This is a genomic window from Paenibacillus sp. MMS20-IR301 (genome assembly GCF_032302195.1).
Lineage (GTDB): Bacteria > Bacillota > Bacilli > Paenibacillales > Paenibacillaceae > Paenibacillus_AQ.
Genome location: NZ_CP135275.1, coordinates 191,123 through 216,363, shown reverse-complemented (window position 1 = coordinate 216,363; position 25,241 = coordinate 191,123). Strand labels below are relative to the sequence as shown.

Genomic DNA, 25,241 nt, shown 5'->3' with positions numbered 1-25,241 from the left:
TGTTATCGTTCCTCCCGGTTTGAAATAATGTACACTTCGTCCTTGCCGTCGAATTCGGTCAGTGACACTTCAATCTGCTCATGCCTGGAGGTAGGTACGTTCTTGCCGATGTAGTCGGGCCGGATCGGGAGCTCGCGGTGCCCGCGGTCAGCCAGTACAGCCAGCTGGATCATCCGCGGCCGTCCGCAGTCCATCAGCGCATCCATGGCTGCCCGGATCGTCCGGCCGGTGTACAGCACATCGTCGAACAAAATCACTTTCTTGTCGCGGATGCCGCTGCTTCCGGGTGAAAGCAGCAGCGTGCTGTTCACCACTGCCTGATCCATCTCTGCCCGGTTATCCCCGCCGCCTTCGCGGTCATCCCGGTAATGCGTGATATCCAGCTCACCGTAAGGGATATCCACACCCTCAATCTCCTTGATCCGCTCCGCAATCCGCCGGGCCAGGTAAATCCCCCGGGTGCGGATGCCGACCAGCAGACAATTCTCAATACCCTTGTTTTTCTCCAAAATCTCATGTGCAATGCGTGAAAGTGCTCTGCGAATCGCCGTTTCGTCCATAATGACATTTTTTTCAGTAACCATTCTCGTGCCATCCTCCTGCTTGATCGCCTGTTCAAGTTCCCCGGATACACAAAAAACTCCTTGCCCAAAGCAGGCAAGGAGTGAAATCCGAAGATTCAAAAAGATGGCGTGTCCGCGCGCATAAAAAGGCACTCCGTACGCATACGGATTCCTGCTTTAAGTCGCGAACCTCGATTCACGTTACCTTGCCAGCCTCACGGGACTGAATTAAAGGCGCATATTTAACTATAGGGAATTATGACAGAAGATTGGGGTGGTGTCAAATGGGATTCTGTGGATTTGATTTAAGGATCCGGGAGTTTAGGTGATGGGCGCGGACTGCGGTGATTTTGGACTTCCGGCCGCTGTTGTCTCCAGATTTATTTGATTAACCGCTATGCGGATTAAATCCGGAGACAAAGGCGGACGCATTCGCTCCTTCCAGTTCCAAAATCCCCTCCGCCACTTCCCACCTAAACGTGGTGAAGGAATTTGCCTCCACCCCGGGAGGTTGGGGCCGAAAGGCTGCACTATAGCGCTGCGCTGATAGTGCAAATGCGAATCACAAAGTACATAACGCAAATATTAGGCTGTTGGCCGTAAATTAATAGCTGCGAAATGCAGAACACTAATTGCCAACTGTTGGCTAGAATTGTGATTTGCGAGTTAAGGAGCCATGGAATGTGAGCATTAGGTGTGCAGGCTAAAAGAGAGTTTTCTAGATTTTTTTGTGCTAATTGCATTCTGTGCAATAGAAATCGAAATATTCGGCGCAAAAAACCAGTCTACTGCATTTCGTGCAGTTGAATTTCAGATATCGGCTCCAAAACACCAATTTCATAAGATTCTACTGTACAAAATGCAGTAGAGTTGCTTTTCTGGCTCGTTTTGGCGTCAATCTATTGTATGAAATGCAACAGGCAGAGGGCGAGACAATAAAGCCCTCTGCTATCGCTGTTTCCTTAACCTAACGTTACCTGTTAGCGGAACACCTTGCCCGGCTATTTCTCCAACTCATAGCGGGCTGCAATAATACCCGACTGAAGCGTCCGGCTGGACAGCAGCTTGAGTTTGAGCTTCTCAGCAGCGCCATGGAATGCCGATTTACCGCCGCCAAGGATGACCGGGCAAATCGTAAGCATGAATTCATCGATCAGTCCAAGCTCAAGCAGCGTCTTCGCCACCCCCGGACTGCCGAAGATAACAAGATTTTTACCCGGCTGCTCCTTGAGTGTCTTGATTTCCTCTGTGATATTGTCCTTGATCAGCAGCGTATTGTTCCATTCCACTTTATCCATCGAGCCGGAAATGACGATTTTCTTCACATCCTGCAGCCATTTGGCATGCTCCATCTCGTGATCCGACGCATCCGGATCGTTCAGCAAGGTTGGCCAGTAGCTCTCCATCATCCGGTAAGTCGTGCGTCCGTATACGGGAGAGCCGACTTCGGCTACAACCTCCTCGGCATATTTCTCTAATTCTTCATTGTAGGGAATCCAGTCCAGTCCTCCGTTCAAATCCGCGGCATAACCGTCCAGCGACACATGCATGAACAATACGAGTTTTCTCATGGTTACATCTCCTTAAAAACCGAATTTATCAGCTCACTTTGCTTGCAGTATGCCCTTGTTTCCGCCTGCTCTTACGTCTACTATAAATCATTACGCTACGTATAGGACAAGTGGTAATTCAATTTTTTTCATACTAACTCAGCTCATTTTCGTTCCGCCCCGGGCTCTGCTATGATACTACTGGAGGCGAATGAGATCATGGACATAGAATTTATTACTATAGATCAATGGGATGATGCGTTATGGAGGCAGATGGAGCCGGTGTACCGCGAAGCTTTTCCCAGCGGGGCCAAACCGGAAGGCATTCTGCACAGTATGCTGAACCGGAGAATCGCTTATATGCATGCCGGACTCAATCCGCAGGGACAAGTGATTGCCATGGCCGTTACCGGGGTTGTGGGACAGGCAGAAGACAAGATTCTGATCATTGATTACCTGGCCGTAGCCAAGGCGCAGCGCGGAGCCGGTACAGGAACCTGGTTCCTGGAACAGATCAGGGCCTGGGCGGTACAAGAGCACGAAGTCCGTGGCATTATCATCGAAGCCGAGTCCGGAACATCGGATACCCATAAGGAACGTATTCATTTCTGGGAGCGCAGCGGATTTGTTCTGACCTCTTATGTCCATCAATATATCTGGGTGCCGGAGCCGTATCAGGCGCTGCTGCTGCCGCTGGACGGCCCGGGGAATGTAGCTGATGACGGCGAAGCCCTGTTCCGCTATATCAATGCTTTTCACAGCAAAGCCTACCGCAAAGGATAGTCATTCATACAAGCACTGGTCAGGCGGAGAAATCCGGTTGGCCATATTTTATATGAGGGTGTATGTCACGAAGGGAGTATTAAACTATGCAAACTGCCGCAGGTAAGCTGGCTGAACGGATTGCCGGAGCTTTTCTTAAGGAACAAGTACAAGCTTCATACCAGATCACCGGGAAAGGCTTCGTTAACCAAGTGTATGTAGTGGAAACAACAAATCATAAGGTTGTGGTCCGCATGAACGATGCAGATCACTTTCCCGGCTATGTAAAAGAGAACTGGTGCATATCGCAGGCAGCCGCGGCGGGCATTCCCGGACCGGAGGTGCTGTCCATAGGAATAGCTGAGGAAACCGCCTATATGATTCAGGAATTTGTTGAAGGGGATAACGGTCAGGACAGTACGGTTTCCAAATCTGCTATCTGGAGGCAGCTTGGCGGGTACAGCAGACTCATTCATTCCATCCCGGTAAAAGGCTATGGCGAGCATCTGATTGACCCGCTGCATGGTGAGTTTCACTCCCCCGCTCATCCAGGATCGGACGGCAGCTGGCAAGGCTATGTACAGTACAATATCAATAGTCTAACAGCAGATGACCGGTTGATTGAGCTTGGAGTTACCGATCAGGCTAAATCGCAGCGTGTGCGGAAAATGTTCGAGCAGGTCCGGCAGAAATCATTCCGCTTCGGCTTAATCCACGGCGATCTGTCATTGAAGAATACAATCATTGATCCGGCAGGCCAAGTCATCCTGCTTGATTGGGGCAACGCTGAGGTCAGACCGGTGCCGTATGGCGAGATTATCGCACTGATGCAGTCACAGCTTGCGAGCGGTGAGCCGGCTATAGAGGATTTTAATGCTTATCTGGACGGTTACGGCCTGAGTGCCGGGGAGCTCACTGATATACACCCTCTGCTGCTGTTAAAAGCGTTCGACAACCTCAGGTGGGCACTCGACCAGCGTCCTGACCTGATTGACGCCTATGCCGCGTCTGCGAAGCAGGCAGTTGGTATAGTGATGGGATAGCCAACTGCAGGAGTAGTATGAATTATAAAAAAAACCGCCGCAGATCACCTCTGCAGCGGCTTGCTTTTAAACCCTATTAAAACTCAAATTCAACGTCGCTCAGACGTCTTTGAATTTCGGAAATAACACGCTTCTCATCTTCCTCACCCTTGGCAACGAAAGTAACGGAGAAACGCACGAACGCGCCGGCATCATCCCAAGGCACGGTGGAGATCAGCTTCTCGCGGATCAGGAACTGCGAGAAATCCTCGCCGGATTCGAAGCGGCGTCCGCCCTTGACGCCTTTTGGCGCAGCTACATACAGGAAGAACGATCCCTTCGGTTTCTCGGCCTTGAAGCCCAGGCTGTTCAGGGCATCCACCAGCATGTTGTGGCGGCGGGAATATTTGGCGGCAATCGCTTCGGTAATCTCCGGACGGGAGAGGCCGTAAGCGGCAGCTTTTTGAATCGCGATGAATTGACCGGAGTCATTGTTGTCCTTCACATCACTGAACGCCTTAACGATCAGCGGGTTACCGGCCACGAAGCCGATTCTCCAGCCGGTCATGTTGTAAGACTTGGACAGGGAGTGCAGCTCCACGCCGACATCCTTGGCACCAGGCACAGACAGGAAGCTCAGCGGCTTCACACCGTCATAAGTCAGTGCTGCATAAGGAGCGTCATGGATAACGACTACATCATATTTTTTGGCCCAGGCTACAACCTCGCTGAAAAACTCAGCAGTCGCACTTGCGCCTGTAGGGTTATTCGGATAGTTCAGATAGAGCAGCTTCGCCTTGTGCGCAACATCCTCCGGAATGGAGTTCAGGTCGGGCAGGAAGTTGTTCTCTTTCTTCAGTTCTACAGAATAGACTTGTCCGCCCAGGTATTTGGTATGGGTGCCCAGCACCGGATAACCCGGAATCGTCATGATGGTAATGTCCCCCGGGTTAATGAATACGGACGGCAGCATCGCCAGCGCCGGTTTCGAACCGATGGAATGAACGATTTCAGTTACAGGGTCAATGCCTTCTACCTGAAATACTTCCTTAAGATATACTGCGGCTGCAGCTTTAAATTCAGGAATACCGTTATCAGAATACCCGCGGTTCTCTTCTTTGGCCGCTTCAAGAGCAAGTCTCGCTACGATACCTTCGTCCGCCATTTCATCCGGTTCACCGACACCCATATCGATTAGTTCAATGTCAGGAAAATCCTGCTTCGCCGATGCTTTGGCGCGTTTGATTTTCTCAAATTTATAGATGGAGGTATCCTTGCCATATCCGGCGCCGCCGATGCGGTACGCAAAATTAGTCTGAATGTATGTTTCCTGATATTGTTCAATACTCATAAGCTTATTCTCATCTCCTGGCTTTTGTTGTGAATCCATAATCTAAATATGCCGCAAAGGGCTATCAGAAGCCATGGACTTATAATCTATTGATTTGTACTTATCTGCTGCGCAGCGTAAACAGCACTTCTTCCATATCCGCCGGAAGAGGCGCACTGAACTCCAGATATTCACCGGTGACAGGATGCACAAATCCCAGAACCGCAGCATGCAGTGCCTGTCCATTCATGCTCGTCCCCTTGCTGCGCCCATAGACAGGATCGCCTACAAGCGGATGCCCGATAAACTTCATGTGCACACGGATCTGATGCGTCCGCCCGGTTTCAAGCTGCAGCTCAAGCAGTGTATAATCACCGAGGCGCTCCAGCACGGTAAAATGCGTCACTGAACGTTTGCTGTTCTTCTCCGTCACGACATACAGCTTGCGGTCATGCGGATCACGGCCGATTGGCGCATCTATTGTACCTTTATCGTGGGACAGGTTCCCGTGCACCACTGCGATGTAGCGGCGGGTTACACTGTGCTCCTTGAGCTGGGCAGCAAGTGAAGCATGGCTGGCATCATTCTTGGCGGCCATGATCAGGCCTGATGTATCCTTATCAATACGGTGCACGATGCCCGGACGGATCTCTCCGTTAATGCCGGACAGATCCTTACAGTGATACATCAGCGCATTGACCAGCGTACCGGAAGGATGACCTGCTGCCGGATGCACTACCATGCCGCGCGGCTTGTTCACCACAATGACATCGCTGTCCTCATATACCACTTCAAGCGGAATATCCTCCGCGATCAAATCTGTAACTTCAGCTTCCGGTACCGTAACTGCTACCTTATCGCCTTCAGACAGCTTGTAATTAGCCTTGACCGGAGCACCGTTTACGGTAACATGCCCGCCGCTGATCCACAGCTGGACCTGGGAACGCGAGATCTCATCTTCCCAAGACTCCGTAATGTATTTATCGATCCGCTCTTTGGAGTTCTCCGCGGCAACGGTCCATTCCGTGACGTCTCTTTCTTCTTCGAGGGCGCCTGCAGCCGCCAGCTCATTGACGTCTTTATTCAATTCATTCATTCCCTTCTTTAACTTCCTGTGATTCCTTCACCTCGGTGACTTCCTGCTCGCCCTTCACATCCAGCAGCGTATCCAGGATAATCAGACCTACCCCGATCACGATACAGGAATCAGCCACATTGAAGATCGGGAAGGTGTAGCTGCCGAAATTGAACATCAGAAAATCAACCACTTCACCGTTCAGAATCCGGTCGAGGAAATTGCCCACTGCTCCCCCGAGGACCAAGGCCAGTGCGGTAGGCAGCAGCTTGCGGGTTTTCCGGGCTTTGTTCAGATACCAGACGATACCGATGACAACAACGGTTGTAATCAGAATGAAGAACCACTGCTGTCCTTCAAGAATCCCGAAAGCGGCTCCACGGTTGCGGTGCGAGGTGATGATGAAGAAGTCTTTAATAACCGGAATCTGCTCTGCGAGCTCCAGCCGGGTAGCAATGATATATTTGGTACCCTGGTCAATCAGAAACACAACTAGCGCAATCAGAAAGTACACCACAGAAGTTGTCACTCCGTTCTTATTTTTCCCGCATCCCGCGGTACGAATACTGTATAAAGACTTGTATATTGTAGCACAGGCCTCAAGATACCGTCTATTGCCGGGCACTGCAAACCCTGCAAAGTCCGGGCACTATTTTCCATCGCTAAAAAGGAGCCCATGCGGTCAAGCTATGGTAGAACCAGCCGGCCTCCGCCGGTATCCGGAACGACACGCTATAAGCCACCGAAAGGAGCTCACAGCTATGAGCCATCTGACACACCAGCAGCTCTCCGGGCTGCGTACTACATTGCTTCAGCAACAGGAGGAAATCAGGCACCGGCTGCAAAATAACGCGAACTACGGCCTGCAGGATGCCATGCGGGATACGACCGGAGAGCTGTCCGAAATCGACAACCATCCCGGCGATGCCGCCACCGAGCTCTACAACAGATCCATGGATATTTCCCTGCTGGAGCGGGATGAGCATGAGCTGGATGATATCGCAGCCGCGCTGCAGGCGATGGATGACGGTACATACGGCATCTGCATCGCGAGCGGTGAGCCTATTCCTTATGAACGCCTGTCTGCACTGCCGTCAACCCGCTATACAAAGGAGCATGCCCCCCGCCAGAGCGCTCCCTTTACCCGGCCCGTGGAGGAAGAGCTGCTGTCACCGCCTTTTGGCCGGACCAGTCTGGATGAGCGGGAAGACCAGAATGGCTTCGATGGCGAGGATGCCTGGCAGATTGTGGAGAGCTGGGGGAATTCGGATTCACCCGCCATGGCTGAAGGCCGTGACATCAGCTCATATAACGACATGGAAATTGAGGCGGACGAAACCGAGGGCTTCGTGGAGCCTTGGGAGAACTTCGTAGCAACCGATATAACCGGAAACCATATGATGATTATCAAAGGCAACAGCTACCGCCATTACATGGACGACGGGGAAGGCGAGAATCTGCTGGATCCGCTGAGAAAAGAAAAGGAGTAGCCGCGTGCTGCTCTTTTTTTGTTGGAAGATAAGAATTTATCGATGCTAAGACTCCACTCGGCGGGGAATTATCAGAACGTCTTCAGCTCCAGCTGATGCTGTACAATCCGCACAATGTCTGCGATATAGTCCCCGATAATCGGCAGATTCAGCGCCCCAAGCACTTGAAGCACATAAATAATCGTTGCCGCAAAAAAAGTAAAGCCAAGTGCAATTCCCAGCCCCCTGGCTACTCCGGATAATATATTCAGCCAGATCAGCCGCAGCGGCGAATGCAGCAGCTCCGTATATTCGGCAATCCGCGCCTTCTCCATCTGCTGCGCCAGTCCGGCGGTTATCCGGTACAGCGCGTTCAGCTTCTCTTCCTGCGGCAGCTCTGCCGGATCTCCCGTTTCTGTATTCTCCTGCTTTCCTCCGCCCATGCCGGCAGCCCCTCCTTATTCGCTATGCCCCGCAAAGCAAACGAGCCCGGTTAAAGAGAGATTTCTCCTTAAACACGGGGCTCGTCATTTGCATTCTAACCCATAGAAATTATCCATTGCGGCTAGTATATGCCAGATTGGGACAAGTGATACAGGGCCTTAAACGTTACTTAAGCACCGATGTGAATACCGATCGTTTTACCGCCGGCATCTACCGTTTCAAAGCTGAGTTCTCCATCAAAATCAACCGTCGTCACCAGTACATTCTCACGCAGCACATGCTCGAATGCGGTAACCGCAGCCTTCAGCTCTTCATCCACCTGCAGTGTCAGGGCGATCCGTTTCTCGATCGGCAGATCGAGGCGTTTACGGTAATCCTGCACCGCGCGGATCACTTCACGTACCCAGCCCTCCTGCACCAGCTCCGGAGTAATCTCGGTGTTCAGTGCCACGGTCAGTCCATAGCCGGAGGCAGCGGCGAAGCCGGATTTGGCCTGCTTCTCCACCAGCAGCTCTTCTGCCGTAATCTGCAGCTCTTCACCTTCCGGTGAGACGATGGCGATCAGGCCGTCCTGCACGGTTTTGCGGGTAGCTGCGCTGTCCATATTTTTCAGGAAGCCCTGCAGGAAGCCGACGTTTTTGCCGTATTTCTTGCCTGCCACCTTCAGGTTCAGCTTCAGGGTGAAATCAACGAAGCCGCTGTCGCTGTGCTCCAGCACGATATTTTTGACATTGATCTCATCCTTGATGATCTCTTCATAGTCCGTGATATCGAAATCCCGGTCCAGGGAAACGATCAGCTCAGACAAAGGCTGACGGTTCTTGATGCCTGTCTCGTTGCGTACGTTGCGCGCCAGCTCGACAATGCCTCTCGCACTCTCCATATCGCGCTCCAGCTCAAGGTCGATCAGGCTTTCATCCGCTGTAGGGTAATCTGCCAGATGGACACTTTCTCCGCCGCCCAGGTTCGTAAAGATATCCTCGGACAGCATCGGTGTAAACGGAGCCATCAGCTTCGCCGTGGTCAAGAGCACCTGCGTCAGCGTGCGGTAAGCATCCAGCTTCTCTTCACCCAGCCCGCTGCCCCAGAAACGGTCGCGTGAACGGCGGATGTACCAGTTGCTCAGCTCATCCACGAAGTTCTCCACCGCTTTGGAGGTGTTGACGAAGTCATTAACCGCAAGCCCCTTATCCACGAGCAGGATCAGGCTGTTGAGGCGGGACAGAATCCAGCGGTCCAGCTTATGTGCCGAGACCTTGAACGGATGCTCCGCAGGATCATAGCCGTCGATACCGGCATACAGCGTCAGGAACGCGTGCGTATTAACAAGGGTGTCTACCACCTTGGACTTGGTCTCACCGACCAGACCGCGTGAGAAGCGCTTGTTGTTCCACGGTGCACTGTCCGACAGAATCGCCCAGCGGAACGCGTCGGTTCCGTATTCGTTCATGATTTCCCATGGATCAATTACGTTGCCTTTGGATTTGGACATCTTCTGGCCGTTCTCATCGAAGATATGTCCGTGGGCGATAACCGCCTTATAAGGCGCTTTGCCTTTGAAGAGCGTCGATACGGCAAGCAGACTGTAGAACCAGCCGCGTGTCTGGTCGATCCCCTCGCAGATCATATCCGCCGGATACTGATCCTCGAAGGTTTCATTGTTCTCAAACGGATAATGGCTCTGGGCAAACGGCATCGATCCGCTGTCGAACCAGACGTCAATCACTTCCGGTGTACGCACCATCACGCCGCCTTCGCTGAACGGGCTGCGCAGCTTGATGTTGTCCACGTAAGGCTTGTGCAGCTCAATATCCTCCGGCACCTCGCCGATTGCCATTGAACGCAGCTCAGCAATGCTGTGCGGCGCGAATTCCTTCCCGGTATCCTGGCAGACCCAGACGTTCAGCGGCGTGCCCCAGTAGCGGTTACGGCTGATGTTCCAGTCTACCAGCTCCTCCAGGAACTTGCCGAAACGGCCTTCACGCACATGGTCCGGATACCAGTCCACCGTGTTATTGTTGGCAATCAGCTGATCCTTGATCGCTGTGGTCTGGATGAACCAGCTGTCTGTTGCATAATAGAGCAGCGGGGTGTCGCAGCGCCAGCAGAACGGATAGCTGTGCTCATATTTCTCTTTGCTGTAGAGCAGTCCTTTCTCGGACAGCACCTTGATGATATCGAGATCGACATCCTTCACGAACCGTCCGGCAAAATCGCTCACCACAGCGGTATATTTACCGGAAGTGTCTACTACATTCACGAAGCTGATGCCATTCTCACGGCAGCTCTTGTAGTCATCCTCACCATGTGCCGGGGCCATGTGTACGATCCCTGTACCGCTGGAATCTGTAACAAAGGATGCACCCACAATTACATTGTGCTTCTCAGCCTTGATATAGCCAAACGGCGGCGTGTAGCTCTGGCCGATGAAGTCAGCACCAGTATGTGTGGACAGGATCGTATACTCACCCTTAAGCACTTCATCCACAAGATTCTTCGCCAGTACATACACGCCGTCTTCCTGCTGGGCACGGACATATTCCATCTCCGGGTTCATCGCGAGCGCCATATGCGCCGGAAGTGTCCAAGGCGTGGTCGTCCAGGCCAGTACATAGTCCCCGCTGCCTTCCAGCTTGAACTTGGCGGTAGCACTCAGATCCTTAACTGTCTTATACCCTTGCGCCACTTCATGGGAGCTCAGCGTCGTCTGACAGCTAGGGCAGTAAGGGCTGACGCGGTGACCGCGGTACATCAGGCCTTTGTCATGTACAGTCGCGAGGATATTCCATACACTCTCGATATAGGTGTTATCCAGGGTAACATACGGATTATCCAGATCGGTCCAGTAACCGATCGCCTCCGTGAATTCGCGCCACTGCTTCTCGTAGCCGAAGACACTTTCCTTACATTCCTTGATGAATTTCTCCACGCCGTATTCTTCGATATCCTGCTTGCCGGAGATCCCGAGCTTCTTCTGCACGCCGAGTTCGACCGGCAGGCCGTGGGTATCCCAGCCCGCTTTGCGGATCACGCGGAAGCCCTTCATCGTCTGGTAACGCCCGACGAAGTCCTTGATTACCCGGCCCAGCACGTGGCCGATATGCGGTACGCCGTTCGCCGTCGGAGGTCCTTCATAGAACACATAGTTCGGGCGTCCCGCACGGTTCTCCATGGATTTGCGGAACGTATCCTCGTCGCTCCATTTCTTGAGAATCCGGACATCTCTGGCCCGGGCTTTTTCTTTGACATCTACTTTTTGCATGATGGTCAATCCTTCCGTGGTTTAGTCTTTAAACCTGTTCGATCCCTCCCAAACCCTCCCTTCGCCAAGGGAGGGCCCCAAGGGTTCCACCCTCTGGACACCCGGAAACTTTGCCGATCTCCGGGAGAGAGGCGTTTGGTGCGCAGGTTTTGGCGTAGTGCCCGCTTACGCCGCAAGCGGCACGCTCCACCTCAAGCGATCCGGCCCGCGATCCCGCAGGGCAGCGCGGGGACGGTAGGCCCTTCCGCTCTTGGGCCGCTCCGGCCCGCGATCCCGCAGGGCAGCACGGGGACGGTAGGCCCTCCCGCTCTTGGGCCGCTCCGGCCCGCGATCCCGCAGGGCAGCGCGGGGACGGTAGGCCCTTCCGCTCTTGGGCCGCTCCGGCCCGCGTTCCCGCAGGGCAGCGCTAGGACGGCAGGCCCTTCCGCTCTTGGGCCGCTCCGGCCCGCGATCCCGTAGGGCAGCGCGGGGACGGTAGGCCCTTCCGCTCTTGGGCCGCTCCGGCCCGCGATCCCGCAGGGCAGCGCTAGGACGGCAGGCCCTTCCGCTCTTGGGCCGCTCCGGCCCGCGATCCCGCAGGGCAGCGCGGGGACGGTAGGCCCTTCCGCTCTTGGGCCGCTCCGGCCCGCGATCCCGCAGGGCAGCGCGGGGACGGTAGGCCCTTCCGCTCTTGGGCCGCTCCGGCCCGCGATCCCGTAGGGCAGCGCTAGGACGGCAGGACCTCCCGCTCTTGGGCCGCTCCGGCCCGCAATCCCGTAGGGCAGCGCTAGGACGGCAGGACCTCCCGCTCTTGGGCCGCTCCGGCCCGCGATCCCGCAGGGCAGCGCGAGGACGGTAGGCCCTTCCGCTCTTGCTCTTGCTCTTGCTCTTGCTCTTGCTCTTGCTCTTGCTCTTGCTCTTGCTCTTGCTCTTGCTTTTCGCTCTTGCACTTAGCCGCAGTCAAGGCCCCGCAGGCGTCCCCGCAAGGGGAGCCTAAGAAGGGCCGCTCCCTCCGCCGCAGTAATCCTTCCCCGTCCGCGGACACCACTCATCGCACAATGCACTTGTTGCGGGTGTCCAGAGGGCGGCAGCCCTTGGGGTCCCCCTTGGAAGGGGGATTTAGGGGGCTCGAAAAAACACAAACGAGCGCCATCCCGCCCCCCAAGGGGCGAGACAGCGCTCGCGATACCACCCTAATTCTGCACCTCACGCACATCCTTAGGGGGAGTGTATTCAGTACAATCTCAGTTCCGCATGCAGCTTGCCACACGGGTCCGGGATAACGTCCGGCAGACGGCGTAGCCTACGCACGTATTCACGCTTCAGCTTAGCTTCTAGGGGAGGATCTTCCGGTAAGGCGTGAACAATCGGCTCGCAGCAATCACCGACTCTCTGGAGAACGTTACCTTATCGTACTTGTCCCGTCATCGAATTTAAATTCAATAGGATACAGATATTCTCTAGTTATAGACTGTTTTGGCTGTATTGTCAAGAATTGCGCCTGTCAGCACTAATGTGATAAAGTTCCGCTAAGCGAAGACAAAACGTAACCAAATAATAAACTTAAGTGGATTTAGTACAACTAAATCAGTCATATCCTGATGGATGGGAAGTTTAATTGGATATTCTACACTTAATCTGTAAGGATTCCTGTATTTATGCCAAGCATCAAACAATTAGATGCTCATTATACACTTATTATTCCACAAAGCTAATTTCAGCGCTAAATAAGTGCTCTTTTTACACTTAAAGACTCATGATCAGCAGCAACGATAGCAGAAAGTTTATCCGCACATCCCCGGGCTGCCGGAATCCGCACCTGCCTAACCAGCCGGACCCATTCCCCCGCATCACCGCTTAGCTTACAAATTGCAGCTTAATTTACAGCATGTTCTCTTACCCGGGAAACGTCACAACAAGGTATTCTCTGTAACCTCCCGGCTCTCAAGAGCATTCCAGTCATCCTGGGACAACAGCTCAAGCTGAGCCTCCAGCAGCGTCCGGAAACGCGTGCGGTAGATCGAAGCCTGCTTGCGCAGCTCCTCTGTCTCAATGGATACCTTACGGGATTTGGACAAGGCCTCGTTAATGATCCGGTCCGCATTTTTCTCGGCTTCCTTAAGGATCAGCTGGGATTCCTTTTTGGAGTTATTCTTTACATCGTCTGCAGCTTCCTGAGCAACAATAATGGTCTTGGATAGACTTTCTTCAATATTGAGGAAATGGTCAAGACGGTCCTGAAGTGAAAGAAGCTGGTTATGCAGCTCTTTGTTCTCACGGATGACGCTTTCGTAGTCCTTGATGACCTGATCGAGAAATTCGTTGACCTCATCCTCATCATAACCGCGGATTCTCCGGGAGAACTCCTTGTTATGTATATCGAGCGGTGTTAATGGCATGCTGTGCACCTCCTAGAAATTTCGGACCTTTTGTGTCCCTGAACAATAACCCTGTCCCGGAAGACAAAGATGAAAGACCTTCTTATTATTGTTTAAGATATCCCAGATTATGAGGGGTGGCCTTATCCATTTCAGTATCCGGCAGAAAATCAGCAAGCGCATTTCGCTCCGCCGCTTCCGGTAAGCCTCTGTTACAAATATCGGCACCCGGCCTGCAAAATGTTTGTTCCCCCGAGAATATCAATTTCGACAAGCACAGCTGTATTCCTGCAAGGGTCTCAGACAAATTTGCCCACAATAATGCGGTAACGTCCCTTCTTCGTCAAATTGCCGATTTCCAGAACCTTGAATCGCCCGAAGCCCTGTATAGATACCATGTCGCCGTCCTTAAGTTCAGAGGCCGGATTTTCTTCTACCTTCCAGTTCACCCGTACGCGCCCTGCTTTGATCGGGACAAGTATTTTACTCCGGCTCAGCCGTGTTACATCTGCCGCAATCCCGTCAAGTCTTAAGGAAGCCACAGTGAATTCCATCGTCTCCAGCCTGGCCCGGCTGCTCCGCAAGCCTGAAAGCGGAAGGATTTCCGTACTCACATTAATCCGGTGCACACCGGTCAAATTCATCGACAGATAATCTGCAATATCGGCGGCTACCACTACATGGCAGCCATCCTCCAGCACATGAATATCGCCGACTTTGCCTCTTTTGATGCCCAGTCCAAGAATTGCCCCCATATAATCACCATGCTCCAGAGAAAGAAACTTCTGTTCTCCCGAAGTGATGGACAGCACCTTCAGCTCCATATCCTCATGGGACAGATCCCGGTAATCCGGAGCAATCATAGCCCGCTTCCGTTCAGCTTCACCGGAACCGCCTTCCCAGCGTACCGTTACGTCCGGATGACGGTTCACCAGACTCTGCAGGATATACCCCTGGCGGGGATCAAGAAATTCGGTCAGCTTCGTCTCATGATACTCCCCTGCATTGCTGACCCATTCCCAGGCTTTGTCCACAAACTGCCGTTCATCAGGATGAAAGTGCCCATATATTTCATTCTTCATGGGTTAGCCGAAGAGCATACCTACAATGGAATACAGCCCGTTTACCGCAAGCTGGAGCACTACAATCGCAACGATAGGCGAGAAATCAATGGTTCCGAAAAGCGGGGGAATAATCTTCCGGAATGGTGTTAAATACGGTTCTACCAGCTTGCCCAGGAGCTCGCCGATAAAGTTCTCCCGCAGGTTAGGTACCCAGGACATGAGAATGTATATGAAGATCATGTAATAGTAAATCCGGAAAAGAATGCTGACAATGGATAGTATTTCGTTCAAAACCTGTTCACCTCATTCTGTTAAATTCTTGGTCGTCACTTAGAATCTCCGTAATGGAGCCTTGAATCTCCACTGTATCCGGAGTGCACATAAATATATTGCCCCCGATCTTAGAAATTCCTCCACCCAGGGCATAAACGGTTCCGCTTAAAAAATCAATAATCCGCATCGCCTGATCGTTACGCACACGCTGCAGGTTGACAACTACTGTACGATGTGAACGCAAATGGTCAGCAATCTCCTGTGCTTCGTCATACGAACGCGGCTCATAGAGCACAACCTTCACATTTTTTTGCGAATGGATACTGACGACGTTGGCCCTCTGATTTTTGCGCGTTTCTACAGGGGCGGGTTCGTATTCATCCTCATCACGGGGAATTTGCTCCCGTTCCACAATCTCCTCTTCCTCCTGCAAGCCCAAGAAATTCATAAACCGGTTCATCACGCCCATCAATCTCCCTCCTAATGACCTACTAAAACCGTTCCCAGGCGTACCCGGGTGGCCCCTTCCTGTATCGCCACTTCAAAATCATTCGACATGCCCATCGACAGCTCCCTGATTGGTTCAGGAGTCAAAGCCAGCAGATTGAGATCATCACGCAGCTTACGCAGCCCGCGGAAGACCGGACGGGTAAGCTCCGGGTCCTCTTCATGAGGAGCCATAGTCATAAGTCCAACCACTTTCACCCGGTTAAGCGGGGCTATTTCTCTCAAGAAACCTTCCACAGCCTCAGGCGGTAAGCCAAACTTGGTATCCTCTCCTGAGATATTGACCTGCAGGAAAACATTAATGTCCAGCCCGGCAGCCTCTGCTTTCTTCTGCAGCTCCCGTGCCAGTGACAATCGGTCCAGTGAATGTATATATTGAAATTTACCGATAACGTCTTTTACTTTATTGGTCTGCAAATGCCCGATAAAATGCCAGATTCCTTTGTCCCCGAGTGCATTCCACTTAGGCTCCGCATCCTGCCAGCGGCTCTCCGCAATCTCTGTCAGGCCTGCCTCCAGTACAGCTGACACCGTTTCCAGCGGCACATATTTGGTCACTGCAATCACCTTAACGTCACTTACCTCCCGGCCGCTGACCGTACAGGCCCGTGCGACACGTTCCTCCACAATGGCTATTCTTTCCTGTAGTGAAACCAACTTTCAACTCTCCTTTATTCCGATCCAGCTCGTCATTCTACCTGTAATCCCGTTTTCCTTACGGTAAGAAAAGAACAGATCACTGTTACAGCTTGTACACCAAGTTGTACATTCGATATGAGTCGGCAATATTCCTGCTTTAATCATAATGCGTTGATTCATTTCTTTCAAGTTCAGCATATATTTGCTGCTGTCCGTCTCTATACGGGTATACAGTTCAGGCGCGCCTTCCGCTTTCAGGGATTTAAGCCCGTCCTCCAGCCTGCGGACATGATCCATTACATAATCATCCACCTCGTAGCAGCATTCACCAATAGAAGGCCCTATTGCAGCCAGGATATCCTGCGGACGGCTTCCATACTCCTGTTCCATCCGGCTGACCATCGCAGCAGCAATCTCTGCCACTGTCCCTTTCCAGCCTGCATGGGCCAGTCCTACAGCTTCATGCAGCGGATCATAGAAATATAAAGGTACACAATCGGCATAAAAAGAAGTCAGCAGCACACCCGGTACATCCGTCAGCAGCCCGTCGGTAGCCTGAAAAGCTGAAGCCCGGTCCAAGCTCCCTTTGCCGCGGTCCCGCCTGGTAACAACTGCAATATGTTTACTATGGGTTTGCTCCCCGCAGGTCCAGGAATCCAGAGTAAATCCTAGGCTTTCTGCCAGCAGCCGCCTGTTGCTGAGCACATCCTCCGGGTCATCCCCCACATGAAAAGCGCAATTGAAGCTGTCATACGGCTGTTTGCCGCTGCCGCCTGCCCTGCCGGTAAATCCTGCGGTAATCGCACTGTACTGCCCGCGCCATGGCTCCAAGTGAAGCAGCACCGGCGTTCCGCCATTCTGTATAAACGGTTCCATATTTTCACCTCTGACCTAAGTGTACCATACCCATTCCGTATTTTGGCGCTAAAGCACAGCCTTACATACCCCAGTCTTCTTCTAAGCCTTTACCCATTTTTGCAGAAAAAAGACGCACCCCGTCAATAAGTGCGCCGCTCACTGCGGTCCCCCCGCTCCAGATACATCGTTTCCCGCTCTTCCTGGCTTTGCGGCATCCGGCCTTCTTCAATCTTCACCAGCACCACATCTGCGCCAATCTTGACAATATTCCGCCAGGGAATAATCAGATCCGCCCCGCCCCCGAACAGCCCCATAAATCTGGTATACCCGGGAACAATAATTGCATCAATGACACCACGGCGCAAATCCAGCTCCAGGTCACTGATCTGACCCAGCCGCCTGCCGTCGACAATATTGATAACATCCTTGGTCTGAAAATCAGAGATTTTCATTTTTTTGCCTGTACCTGCACCTATAGAATCCTCATTCATCCTGCCACCCCTGTACATTGAGACCTATAGGACCAGTATATGTATGCCAGGCTTGGCAACATGTCTGAATTCATTGCAGATACACCCCGTATATACAAAAGGATATCCCGGGCAGCCGCATTTACCGCCTTCCGGAATATCCCCAGTTCATCTATAGCCTGCTGCCTAAGACTTCACATGCTTTTGCATCTGCTGGATCGCCGACTTCTCAAGCCGTGATACCTGAGCCTGAGAGATGCCGATCTCATCCGCTACTTCCATTTGGGTTTTTCCCTCAAAAAAACGCATGGACAGAATTCGCTTCTCCCGCTGTCCCAGCCGCTGCATCGCTTCGCGGAGGGCAATTTCTTCAATCCAGGATACATCCTTGTTCTTATCATCACTGATCTGGTCCATCACATAAATCGGATCACCGCCGTCATGATAGATCGGCTCGAACAGGGACACCGGGTCCTGGATCGCATCCAGTGCAAACACTACATCCTCTTTAGGTACACCAAGCGCCTCAGATATTTCTAGGATCGTGGGCTCCCGTGAGTTCTGGTTGGTCAGGCTGTCCCGGACCTGCAAAGCCTTATAGGCGATGTCCCGCAGGGACCGTGATACCCGGATCGGGTTATTATCACGCAAGTAGCGGCGGATCTCTCCGATGATCATCGGCACCGCATAGGTAGAGAACTTGACATTCTGCGATAAATCAAAATTATCGATGGCTTTCATGAGTCCGATGCAGCCCACCTGAAACAGATCATCCACGAACTCTCCACGATTATTGAACCTTTGAATTACGCTAAGCACAAGCCTGAGGTTACCATTAACCAATTTCTCTCTGGCGGATCGCTCGCCCTGCTGCTGCAGCGAAGTGAACAGTGCCCGCATTTCCACGTTCGTAAGAACGGGCAGCTTGGCGGTATCCACACCGCAAATCTCGACTTTATTTCGGGTCATGATGATTTACCTCCCAAGGAGAAACATTACTGTACATTATCTCCCCGGCCCGGCATTTTATTCCTCACTTGCTCTCCCTTACACCATCTTGTTGAACTCCTTGCGCAGCCGTTTAATAATTCTTTTTTCGAGGCGTGAGATATACGACTGGGAAATGCCCAGCAGATCAGCGACATCCTTTTGTGTTTTTTCTTCACCGCCGCGCAGCCCGAACCGCAGCTCCATGATTAATCTTTCCCGCTCACTGAGCTTCTCCAGCGCCTTCTGCAGCAGCTTTCGGTCCACCTGTTCTTCAATGTTACGGTAGATCGTATCATTCTCTGTACCCAGCACATCCGAGAGCAGCAGTTCGTTGCCGTCCCAGTCGATATTCAGCGGTTCGTCAAAAGAAACTTCACTCCGTGTTTTGCTGTTGCGGCGCAGGTACATCAGAATTTCATTCTCGATGCAGCGCGAGGCGTAGGTGGCGAGTTTGATTTTTTTCTCCGGATCAAAGGTATTAACGGCCTTGATCAGGCCGATCGCCCCGATCGAGACCAGATCTTCTATGTTGATGCCCGTATTCTCAAACTTCCGGGCGATGTAGACTACAAGGCGCAGATTGCGTTCAATCAGCATCGCCCGGACAGCCGCATCACCGCTGGAGAGCCGCTGGAGCAGAAATTCCTCCTCTTCCCGTGTTAGCGGCGGCGGCAGCGCCTCACTTCCCCCGATATAATAAATTTCCTGGCTTTTCAGTCCCAGCAGAAACAGCATACGGTAATATTGCAATTGCAGCACGAGTTTGAATTTGATCATTATTGTTCCTCCTCCATGTGGAAACGGCTCCTGTCTCCTAAAGGCACGCAGCCTTCCAGTGCGGTAGTTATACCTCATTCAGGTAACCCTTTCAAAGCTTAGCCCATAACCTTCTCTGCCGGCGCCTCTATGACACTATCTTTGCGGGTCAGGTCAGGATGAATGACCGCCCTATACGCTCCGTCCCCCGACAGAGTCCCTCCATCCAGCCCGATAAGCACACGTTTACAGTGGAAGGTGTCCCCTCCAAGCTTTATCATTACATGATCCGGCTTCAGCGCGAGCATGAAAGAGGCCCCGCGGTTAACGCCTCTGTAAGGCACCAGCCGCAACCTGTCCTGCCAGGCAAAGGACTGCCCGTCCGCTTCCAGAACGAGCGTATCAGCTCCCGTCTGTGTCAGCCTGCCCTTCCAGGAAGGCGGCAGATGCCCTTCCCACAGTGACGATTCCATCACCATCACCGGTATTCCCGTAAGCGGATCACTGAGCCGGTTCCCGGTATCGAGCAGCCCGGGGCAGCTGACAGCCACTCCGTCAATTTCAACAGTCACTTCCCCGATATAAGTTTCAAGCTGCTCCCTGCGATTCCGCGAGGATTGAATCAGCTTGAAGAGAAGCAGGATCAGCGGGAGCAGTGCAAGCACGAACCAGAATCCAATCTTCAGCCGGTAAGCTTGGCCCCCTGAAGAGGTGAATATAATGCCGTTCCAGATGTCGCCTGAGCTTTGCAGCAAATAATGAACCCCAAGTATCCCTCCCGCCGCCGCAAAATTAATAATATAGAATGCTCCCAATGCCCGCAGGTAGCTTTGCAGACTCTTAAAGCCGAATGCTATCCACAGCATTAATACCGACAACCCGAACTTGATAAGAAAGGTGTACAGAAAGGACAGCTCCGGCACAAACATCATCACTACATAAATTGCGCCAACTACCGCTGAGAGAAGCAGCCGCCACCAGGACACCTTCTGTTTGACCAGCCAGCTGGTCAGCCACAATAGAATTCCGTCGATCAGCAGATTGGCGGCAAAGATCAAATCAATATAGACAACCAGTGGTTTCACCTGCCTGTAGGGCGGATATCTGTCCGGAGGCCGGGTGCTGGCTCTCTTTTTAGACGATAAGATTAGTATAGAAACTCCTGCATTCAAAGTCTGTCTAAACATGGGGGGCGTTCAGGTGGTTTTTTTGTCGAGTTATAGGCGTGGAAATCTATTAAATCCAGCCCAAAAGAAAAACCAGCCTCTGCAGGCTGGTTTGATAGCACTCATTCAATTTATCGACTTGATTTCCTCTTCCGTAAGCCCGGTTGAGGCTAGGATCGTCTGCAGCTCAATTCCCATTTGAAGTAAGTTTTTGGCGATATCCAGTTTAGCTTCCTTTGATCCTTCTTTTAATCCTTCTTTTAAACCTTGCTCCAGTCCCTTGGCAAAGCCTTCTCTCTGCGCGCCGTCTCTTTGCGAGGCCTCATCATGCAGGAACTTCTGCCGGTCTTCATATTTGCGCCGGGCTTCGGGATTCTGGCTCAGATATTCCAGCGTTTCCATTGCTTTCTGTAATTCAGGCTCGTTCATTCTCAACACCTCCCAGCTTTCTGTATCGATTCCCTTCAAAAAAAGCAGCCAGTTAATCAACCCTTCTTCACCAGGTACAGCAGCCTTCTTCAGCTTCGGCAGTTCAAGAAAATGAATCTCTATATCATCGATAAGCGGTACACCACTGCTGTCCTCCCGCAGGTGAAAAACACTATGGGTATGTGCATTCGGCAATACATTATAGTTCAGGATATTAATCGTTATACACTTCTTAAGCTCCACATAACGGCCGCCGATTTGCAGCTGGCTTGAATAACGTTTACTCCAGTAATACAGGGTCCGCTTTTCCATGTCATACTGGTTAAAGAGCTGCATTTCAATATTAATCAGCTTGCCGCTGGCCGTCTTTGCCCAGATATCAAATATAGACTGTTTATCAAGCGGATCATCTTTGTCTGTATAGGGGTTAAGCAGCACCACTTCATCCAGCGGCTCAGCACCAGCATCCAGCAGAATCACGTTCAGAAATGCCAGCAGCACATCCTTATTATTCTCACTGGCAAAGATCCGTTTAAATACAAAATCTACCCGGGGATCAAGCAACTCCATCTTATCCACTCCCGTTATCCGTATTATATCAGCTAAAAAAAAAAAAAAAACACCATATCCATCCCAGCTTTGCAAGCTGGGGGATACGGTGCTTCCGTAAAAGTATACTGTTAATCAAGCTTAGTCATTATTGCCGCGTGTGCGGTTGCGCAGAAAGGTCGGAATATCCAGCTGGTCAGAGCTTGTCTGGTTGCCGAATGGCCGAAGAGTGCCGCTCTTGTCCGCTGCCGGCTCACTGCTGGCGGCAGGACGGCGGGTAGGCACTGCCGGGGACGGCTTATGCTCAAAGCCCGTCGCAATAACTGTAACCTTAATTTCATCCTTCATACTCTCTTCAATAATGGCCCCGAAAATCATATTGACTTCAGGATCCGATGCAGAGGTAACAATCTCCGCTGCTTCATTGACCTCATACAAGGAGAGGTTGGAGCCGCCGGTGATATTCATGATTACACCGCGGGCACCTTCGATCGAAGTTTCAAGCAGCGGGCTCATAATCGCTTTACGGGCCGCTTCCGAAGCACGGTTCTCACCAGTGGCAATACCAATCCCCATCAGCGCAGAGCCCCGCTCTGTCATAATTGTTTTTACATCGGCAAAGTCAAGGTTAATCAGTCCCGGAACTGCAATCAGGTCAGAAATACCCTGTACCGCCTGGCGTAGTACATTATCCGCTTCACGGAAAGCCTCCAGCATCGGGGTTTTCTTATCCACAATCTCCAGCAGGCGGTCATTGGGAATAACGATCAGCGTATCAACCTTTTCCTTCAGAGCTTCGATCCCCAGTTCAGCCTGGTTGGAACGTTTTCTACCTTCAAAGGTAAACGGACGGGTAACTACACCAACGGTGAGTGCTCCGCATTCTCTCGCAATCTCGGCAATTACAGGCGCTGCGCCAGTACCGGTACCACCGCCCATACCAGCGGTAACAAAGACCATGTCGGCGCCCTTAAGCGTATTAGAAATCAGATCGCGGGACTCTTCGGCCGCTTTCTTGCCTACTTCAGGATTGGCACCCGCGCCAAGTCCCCGGGTAAGCTTGTCCCCGATTTGCAGTTTATGCTCCGATTTGGCCATATGCAGCGCTTGGGCATCTGTATTAACCGTGATGAACTCAACACCCTGAACGCCATTTTCGATCATCCGGTTAACAGCATTACTGCCGCCGCCGCCAACGCCGATGACCTTTATTTGCGCCAAGCTCTCCATTTCAAAATCAAATTCCAACATATTGATTCCATCTCCCCCTCGAATAGTGCTTGGATGGCCAGTCCAAGTATATCTGGACTTACACTTATATGAATTCGCTAAACATATTCTTTAGACGTTCCATGATTCCAGGCTTCTTTGAAGAATCCTGACTCGGCGCGGCACTCTGCTTGCCGCGGTTAACCGTCTTTTTATTAGCGCTTCCGCTGCCGCCGCGTCCGCGGAAACTGCGGACAACGTTATGGAGTATCCCCACACCGCCGGTAAACCCGGGATCACGTACTCCAATATAATCGGGTACAGCAATACGTACGGAGGCTGCCAGTTCAGTCTGGGCTACCTTAAGCACCCCCGGCATTGAAACTGTGCCACCCGTTAGTATATAACCCCCCGGAAGCTCATTGTAACCAAGCCGCTTCACTTCCTGACGGATCAATTGGAAGATTTCCTGTACTCTGGGCTCAATAATTGCCGCCAGGTCCTCCTGGTTGAACTCCTTCTCGACATTGCTGCCGATACGCAGAACCTTGAAAACCACATCCGAGGCAGCATCGTCAATCCAGGCACAGCCGTATTTCAGCTTAACCTTCTCTGCCTGATCCGTAAGCGTACGCAATCCGTAAGCGATGTCATTGGTAACAAATTCTCCTCCGATCGGAATCGTAGAGGTCGCACAAAGGGAACCTTCTTCATACACGGCTATTGTCGCTTGGCCGGCACCAATATCAACCAGTACAGCCCCCATAGATTTTTCATCTTTGGATAGCGCTAATCCGCCGGCACCGAGCGACATGAGCACAAGATCTTTAACCTTAAGACCTGATTTCTCCACACAGCGCAGCAGATTATGTATTGGCGTTTTGGCACCGGTAATAATGGTTGCTTCAACTTCAAGGCGAACCCCGATCATCCCCCGCGGGTCCTGAATACCCTGAAGCCCGTCGACGATATACTGCTTGGCAACAACATCAATGACTTCGCGCTCAGGAGGCAGTGCGATTACTTCAGCAGCCTTGATCACTCGGTCAATGTCATCTTCGCCAATCTCACGGTCCTCATTCTGCACAGCCACGACGCCGTGGCTGGACTGCAGCCCGATATGATTACCGGATATACCGACGTACACCTCGGATATTTGAATACCTACCATTTGTTCCGCATGCTCTACGGCACTCCTGATCGATTGCACAGTCTGATCGATGTCTACAATCGCACCTTTGCGTATGCCTTCCGAATCAGCAGACCCAACGCCAATAATATTAAAGGTCCCATTGGAAACTTCCCCAATAATTGCCCGAACTTTGGATGTACCGATGTCTAAACTAACAATGATGTCATTGTTGCTCAAGCCCTATGGCACCTCCTGTTATCATCATAATAAGTTGTGAAGCCAGAATAAAAGGTAAATACGCTTTGTTCCCGGTCCCGGGAAACTTCTCTGTACATATTCAACATCCCTAATCCTTTCCCTCTTTTTTCTACAATTTTTTTGAATGGAATAATGTGACAACCCGTTTCGCCTGCAAGCCGCCGCTTCAATAATCCGGAGGGCAGGCGCCTATGACGCAAAATGGATGTGCATTAAAGAAATACCCGCATATTCATCGTTTCATTTCAAAAAATCCGCAGAAAAAAGAGGGATACTGCTTAATGCCCGTAAAACCGATTGTAGCATTTTTTTAACCCTATTAGTAGGGACTATTTACTCTTGTGTATCGGTATTCTCTCCCGGATTCTCGGTTTCTGTATGAAAAGGGACATAGGAATCAGCCTCAAGCATCTTGATCAGTCCCGGCTGCTCCGTTTCAATAACCTGATTCAAGTAAGATACCTTGTCCTTCAGCAGTGAAATGGCTGTAATAACCTCAAAACGTGAACGGGTATACAGCTTGATCCGGTCCGGAAAGGATAGGGTAGGCGATGGAACGATTTCGGATATATCACTGGTCAGCTCATTGGAAATACCCGCCAGCGCCTGGCACAGCTTAGCTTTATACGGGTCATCTGCCTGCCAGTTAGTCAGGATAGGCTTCTCGACCGCAATTCCGGTGTCTATTACCGATACAGCAGCACCGCTTGACAGAATCGCCTCCAGCGTTCCCGACTGATCAAGCTCATAGGCCACTGCCGGGAACTCCTTAATGCCGATTTCAATCACACCGGGGAATTTCTTGGTTACAGACGCTTCCTGGACTGTCTTCAGCTCCTCCAGCGCACTCTCCACAGAACTTCCGGCAACTGCAAAGTATTGACCGCCGATCTTAAGGCCGCTGGCTGCCAGCAGTTCCTCACGCGACGCATACTTATTTCCCTGGAACCGGACTTCCGTAATCTTGCTGACAGACGAACGGAAAAAAATCACAGCCAGCAGCGCAATAAACAGCAGCAGCAGGATAACTGTAAGCTTCCGGTTTCTTTTCTTGCTAGGCTTGTCCTCTTTAAGAAGAGGTATTCGCGTTTTAGGCATTCTCATATC

24 protein-coding genes are annotated in these 25,241 nt (G+C 51.8%); 3 read left to right on the top strand and 21 right to left on the bottom strand.

The features are described from left to right. Positions 1–2 precede the first annotated feature (2 nt). Both pyrR and LOS79_RS00870 read right to left on the bottom strand, forming a co-directional pair. Positions 3–584, bottom strand: a complete 582-nt coding sequence (gene pyrR, locus LOS79_RS00875) for a bifunctional pyr operon transcriptional regulator/uracil phosphoribosyltransferase PyrR (RefSeq protein WP_315415589.1) — start codon at positions 582–584, stop codon at positions 3–5. Between the two features lie 980 nt (positions 585–1,564). Next, complete coding sequence (locus tag LOS79_RS00870; RefSeq protein ID WP_315415587.1) at positions 1,565–2,134, bottom strand: dihydrofolate reductase family protein; 570 nt, start codon at positions 2,132–2,134, stop codon at positions 1,565–1,567. A gap of 198 nt (positions 2,135–2,332) precedes the next feature. Between LOS79_RS00870 and LOS79_RS00865 the strand changes: the two genes are divergently transcribed. Continuing rightward, a complete protein-coding gene (locus LOS79_RS00865) occupies positions 2,333–2,896 on the top strand; it encodes a GNAT family N-acetyltransferase (RefSeq protein ID WP_315415586.1) in 564 nt (187 codons plus the stop codon). Positions 2,897–2,982: 86 nt separating this feature from the next. Continuing rightward, positions 2,983–3,918, top strand: coding sequence for a phosphotransferase family protein (locus LOS79_RS00860; protein ID WP_315415585.1), 936 nt, complete (start codon positions 2,983–2,985; stop codon positions 3,916–3,918). A 76-nt stretch (positions 3,919–3,994) separates the two neighbouring features. Here the strand turns inward: LOS79_RS00860 and LOS79_RS00855 are convergent, their stop codons facing one another. The 3 genes from LOS79_RS00855 to lspA all read right to left on the bottom strand — a co-directional run bounded on the left by LOS79_RS00855 (position 3,995) and on the right by lspA (position 6,819). Further along, positions 3,995–5,248 carry an LL-diaminopimelate aminotransferase gene (locus tag LOS79_RS00855; RefSeq protein WP_315415583.1) on the bottom strand — a complete coding sequence of 418 codons (1,254 nt, stop codon included), beginning with the start codon at positions 5,246–5,248 and terminating at the stop codon, positions 3,995–3,997. Positions 5,249–5,348: 100 nt separating this feature from the next. Then, complete coding sequence (locus LOS79_RS00850) at positions 5,349–6,323, bottom strand: RluA family pseudouridine synthase (RefSeq protein WP_315415582.1); 975 nt, start codon at positions 6,321–6,323, stop codon at positions 5,349–5,351. Then, positions 6,316–6,819 (bottom strand): signal peptidase II, encoded by a 504-nt coding sequence (lspA, locus tag LOS79_RS00845; RefSeq protein WP_315421902.1) that lies wholly within the window; start codon positions 6,817–6,819, stop codon positions 6,316–6,318. Before lspA ends, LOS79_RS00850 begins: the two co-directional genes overlap by 8 nt. A gap of 244 nt (positions 6,820–7,063) precedes the next feature. On the opposite strand from lspA, the gene LOS79_RS00840 reads away from it, so the two are divergent. After that, positions 7,064–7,792 carry a TraR/DksA C4-type zinc finger protein gene (locus LOS79_RS00840; protein WP_315415581.1) on the top strand — a complete coding sequence of 243 codons (729 nt, stop codon included), beginning with the start codon at positions 7,064–7,066 and terminating at the stop codon, positions 7,790–7,792. Between the two features lie 71 nt (positions 7,793–7,863). Here LOS79_RS00840 and LOS79_RS00835 read toward each other — a convergent pair whose 3' ends face one another. From LOS79_RS00835 to LOS79_RS00760, 16 genes are all read right to left on the bottom strand, one after another. Further along, positions 7,864–8,214 carry a DUF5665 domain-containing protein gene (locus tag LOS79_RS00835; RefSeq protein WP_315415580.1) on the bottom strand — a complete coding sequence of 117 codons (351 nt, stop codon included), beginning with the start codon at positions 8,212–8,214 and terminating at the stop codon, positions 7,864–7,866. Between the two features lie 170 nt (positions 8,215–8,384). Next, a complete protein-coding gene (gene ileS, locus LOS79_RS00830; protein ID WP_315415579.1) occupies positions 8,385–11,477 on the bottom strand; it encodes an isoleucine--tRNA ligase in 3,093 nt (1,030 codons plus the stop codon). A gap of 1,889 nt (positions 11,478–13,366) precedes the next feature. Beyond that, a complete protein-coding gene (locus LOS79_RS00825; protein WP_315415577.1) occupies positions 13,367–13,855 on the bottom strand; it encodes a DivIVA domain-containing protein in 489 nt (162 codons plus the stop codon). A 278-nt stretch (positions 13,856–14,133) separates the two neighbouring features. Further along, positions 14,134–14,916, bottom strand: a complete 783-nt coding sequence (locus LOS79_RS00820; protein WP_315415575.1) for a YlmH family RNA-binding protein — start codon at positions 14,914–14,916, stop codon at positions 14,134–14,136. 3 nt (positions 14,917–14,919) lie between these two features. Then, positions 14,920–15,189: a YggT family protein gene (locus LOS79_RS00815; protein WP_315415573.1), complete on the bottom strand. Its 270-nt coding sequence runs from the start codon at positions 15,187–15,189 to the stop codon at positions 14,920–14,922. A gap of 7 nt (positions 15,190–15,196) precedes the next feature. Next, positions 15,197–15,640, bottom strand: coding sequence for a cell division protein SepF (locus LOS79_RS00810; protein ID WP_315415571.1), 444 nt, complete (start codon positions 15,638–15,640; stop codon positions 15,197–15,199). Between the two features lie 11 nt (positions 15,641–15,651). Continuing rightward, positions 15,652–16,335, bottom strand: coding sequence for a YggS family pyridoxal phosphate-dependent enzyme (locus tag LOS79_RS00805; RefSeq protein WP_315415570.1), 684 nt, complete (start codon positions 16,333–16,335; stop codon positions 15,652–15,654). Between the two features lie 3 nt (positions 16,336–16,338). Next, positions 16,339–17,193, bottom strand: a complete 855-nt coding sequence (gene pgeF, locus LOS79_RS00800) for a peptidoglycan editing factor PgeF (protein ID WP_315415569.1) — start codon at positions 17,191–17,193, stop codon at positions 16,339–16,341. Positions 17,194–17,315: 122 nt separating this feature from the next. Then, positions 17,316–17,666: a YlmC/YmxH family sporulation protein gene (locus LOS79_RS00795; RefSeq protein WP_315415568.1), complete on the bottom strand. Its 351-nt coding sequence runs from the start codon at positions 17,664–17,666 to the stop codon at positions 17,316–17,318. 165 nt (positions 17,667–17,831) lie between these two features. Beyond that, positions 17,832–18,614, bottom strand: coding sequence for an RNA polymerase sporulation sigma factor SigG (sigG, locus tag LOS79_RS00790; RefSeq protein ID WP_039304289.1), 783 nt, complete (start codon positions 18,612–18,614; stop codon positions 17,832–17,834). Positions 18,615–18,692: 78 nt separating this feature from the next. Continuing rightward, complete coding sequence (sigE, locus tag LOS79_RS00785) at positions 18,693–19,412, bottom strand: RNA polymerase sporulation sigma factor SigE (RefSeq protein WP_397386722.1); 720 nt, start codon at positions 19,410–19,412, stop codon at positions 18,693–18,695. 98 nt (positions 19,413–19,510) lie between these two features. Next, positions 19,511–20,476 (bottom strand): sigma-E processing peptidase SpoIIGA, encoded by a 966-nt coding sequence (spoIIGA, locus tag LOS79_RS00780; RefSeq protein WP_315415566.1) that lies wholly within the window; start codon positions 20,474–20,476, stop codon positions 19,511–19,513. Positions 20,477–20,683: 207 nt separating this feature from the next. After that, positions 20,684–21,556 carry an Rpn family recombination-promoting nuclease/putative transposase gene (locus tag LOS79_RS00775; RefSeq protein ID WP_315415565.1) on the bottom strand — a complete coding sequence of 291 codons (873 nt, stop codon included), beginning with the start codon at positions 21,554–21,556 and terminating at the stop codon, positions 20,684–20,686. Positions 21,557–21,676: 120 nt separating this feature from the next. Further along, complete coding sequence (gene ftsZ / locus LOS79_RS00770) at positions 21,677–22,786, bottom strand: cell division protein FtsZ (protein WP_315415564.1); 1,110 nt, start codon at positions 22,784–22,786, stop codon at positions 21,677–21,679. Positions 22,787–22,850: 64 nt separating this feature from the next. Next, entirely contained in the window at positions 22,851–24,113 is a 1,263-nt protein-coding gene (gene ftsA, locus LOS79_RS00765) for a cell division protein FtsA (protein WP_315415562.1), read from the bottom strand. A 354-nt stretch (positions 24,114–24,467) separates the two neighbouring features. After that, positions 24,468–25,232: a cell division protein FtsQ/DivIB gene (locus tag LOS79_RS00760; protein WP_315415561.1), complete on the bottom strand. Its 765-nt coding sequence runs from the start codon at positions 25,230–25,232 to the stop codon at positions 24,468–24,470. Positions 25,233–25,241: the final 9 nt, after the last annotated feature.

Bases quoted from the DNA above. Each gene is read 5' to 3' on its own strand.
- pgeF (WP_315415569.1), bottom strand. From the start codon at position 17,193: ATGGAACCGTTTATACAGAATGGCGGAACGCCGGTGCTGCTTCACTTG.
- sigG (WP_039304289.1), bottom strand. From the start codon at position 18,614: ATGACCCGAAATAAAGTCGAGATTTGCGGTGTGGATACCGCCAAGCTG.
- LOS79_RS00810 (WP_315415571.1), bottom strand. From the start codon at position 15,640: ATGGGCGTGATGAACCGGTTTATGAATTTCTTGGGCTTGCAGGAGGAA.
- pyrR (WP_315415589.1), bottom strand. From the start codon at position 584: ATGGTTACTGAAAAAAATGTCATTATGGACGAAACGGCGATTCGCAGA.
- LOS79_RS00835 (WP_315415580.1), bottom strand. From the start codon at position 8,214: ATGGGCGGAGGAAAGCAGGAGAATACAGAAACGGGAGATCCGGCAGAG.
- LOS79_RS00795 (WP_315415568.1), bottom strand. From the start codon at position 17,666: ATGAATGAGGATTCTATAGGTGCAGGTACAGGCAAAAAAATGAAAATC.
- LOS79_RS00820 (WP_315415575.1), bottom strand. From the start codon at position 14,916: ATGAAGAATGAAATATATGGGCACTTTCATCCTGATGAACGGCAGTTT.
- sigE (WP_397386722.1), bottom strand. From the start codon at position 19,412: ATGATCAAATTCAAACTCGTGCTGCAATTGCAATATTACCGTATGCTG.
- LOS79_RS00855 (WP_315415583.1), bottom strand. From the start codon at position 5,248: ATGAGTATTGAACAATATCAGGAAACATACATTCAGACTAATTTTGCG.
- LOS79_RS00870 (WP_315415587.1), bottom strand. From the start codon at position 2,134: ATGAGAAAACTCGTATTGTTCATGCATGTGTCGCTGGACGGTTATGCC.
- ftsZ (WP_315415564.1), bottom strand. From the start codon at position 22,786: ATGTTGGAATTTGATTTTGAAATGGAGAGCTTGGCGCAAATAAAGGTC.
- LOS79_RS00860 (WP_315415585.1), top strand. From the start codon at position 2,983: ATGCAAACTGCCGCAGGTAAGCTGGCTGAACGGATTGCCGGAGCTTTT.
- LOS79_RS00840 (WP_315415581.1), top strand. From the start codon at position 7,064: ATGAGCCATCTGACACACCAGCAGCTCTCCGGGCTGCGTACTACATTG.
- LOS79_RS00865 (WP_315415586.1), top strand. From the start codon at position 2,333: ATGGACATAGAATTTATTACTATAGATCAATGGGATGATGCGTTATGG.
- LOS79_RS00760 (WP_315415561.1), bottom strand. From the start codon at position 25,232: ATGCCTAAAACGCGAATACCTCTTCTTAAAGAGGACAAGCCTAGCAAG.
- LOS79_RS00825 (WP_315415577.1), bottom strand. From the start codon at position 13,855: ATGCCATTAACACCGCTCGATATACATAACAAGGAGTTCTCCCGGAGA.
- LOS79_RS00775 (WP_315415565.1), bottom strand. From the start codon at position 21,556: ATGGAGTTGCTTGATCCCCGGGTAGATTTTGTATTTAAACGGATCTTT.
- ileS (WP_315415579.1), bottom strand. From the start codon at position 11,477: ATGCAAAAAGTAGATGTCAAAGAAAAAGCCCGGGCCAGAGATGTCCGG.
- LOS79_RS00850 (WP_315415582.1), bottom strand. From the start codon at position 6,323: ATGAATGAATTGAATAAAGACGTCAATGAGCTGGCGGCTGCAGGCGCC.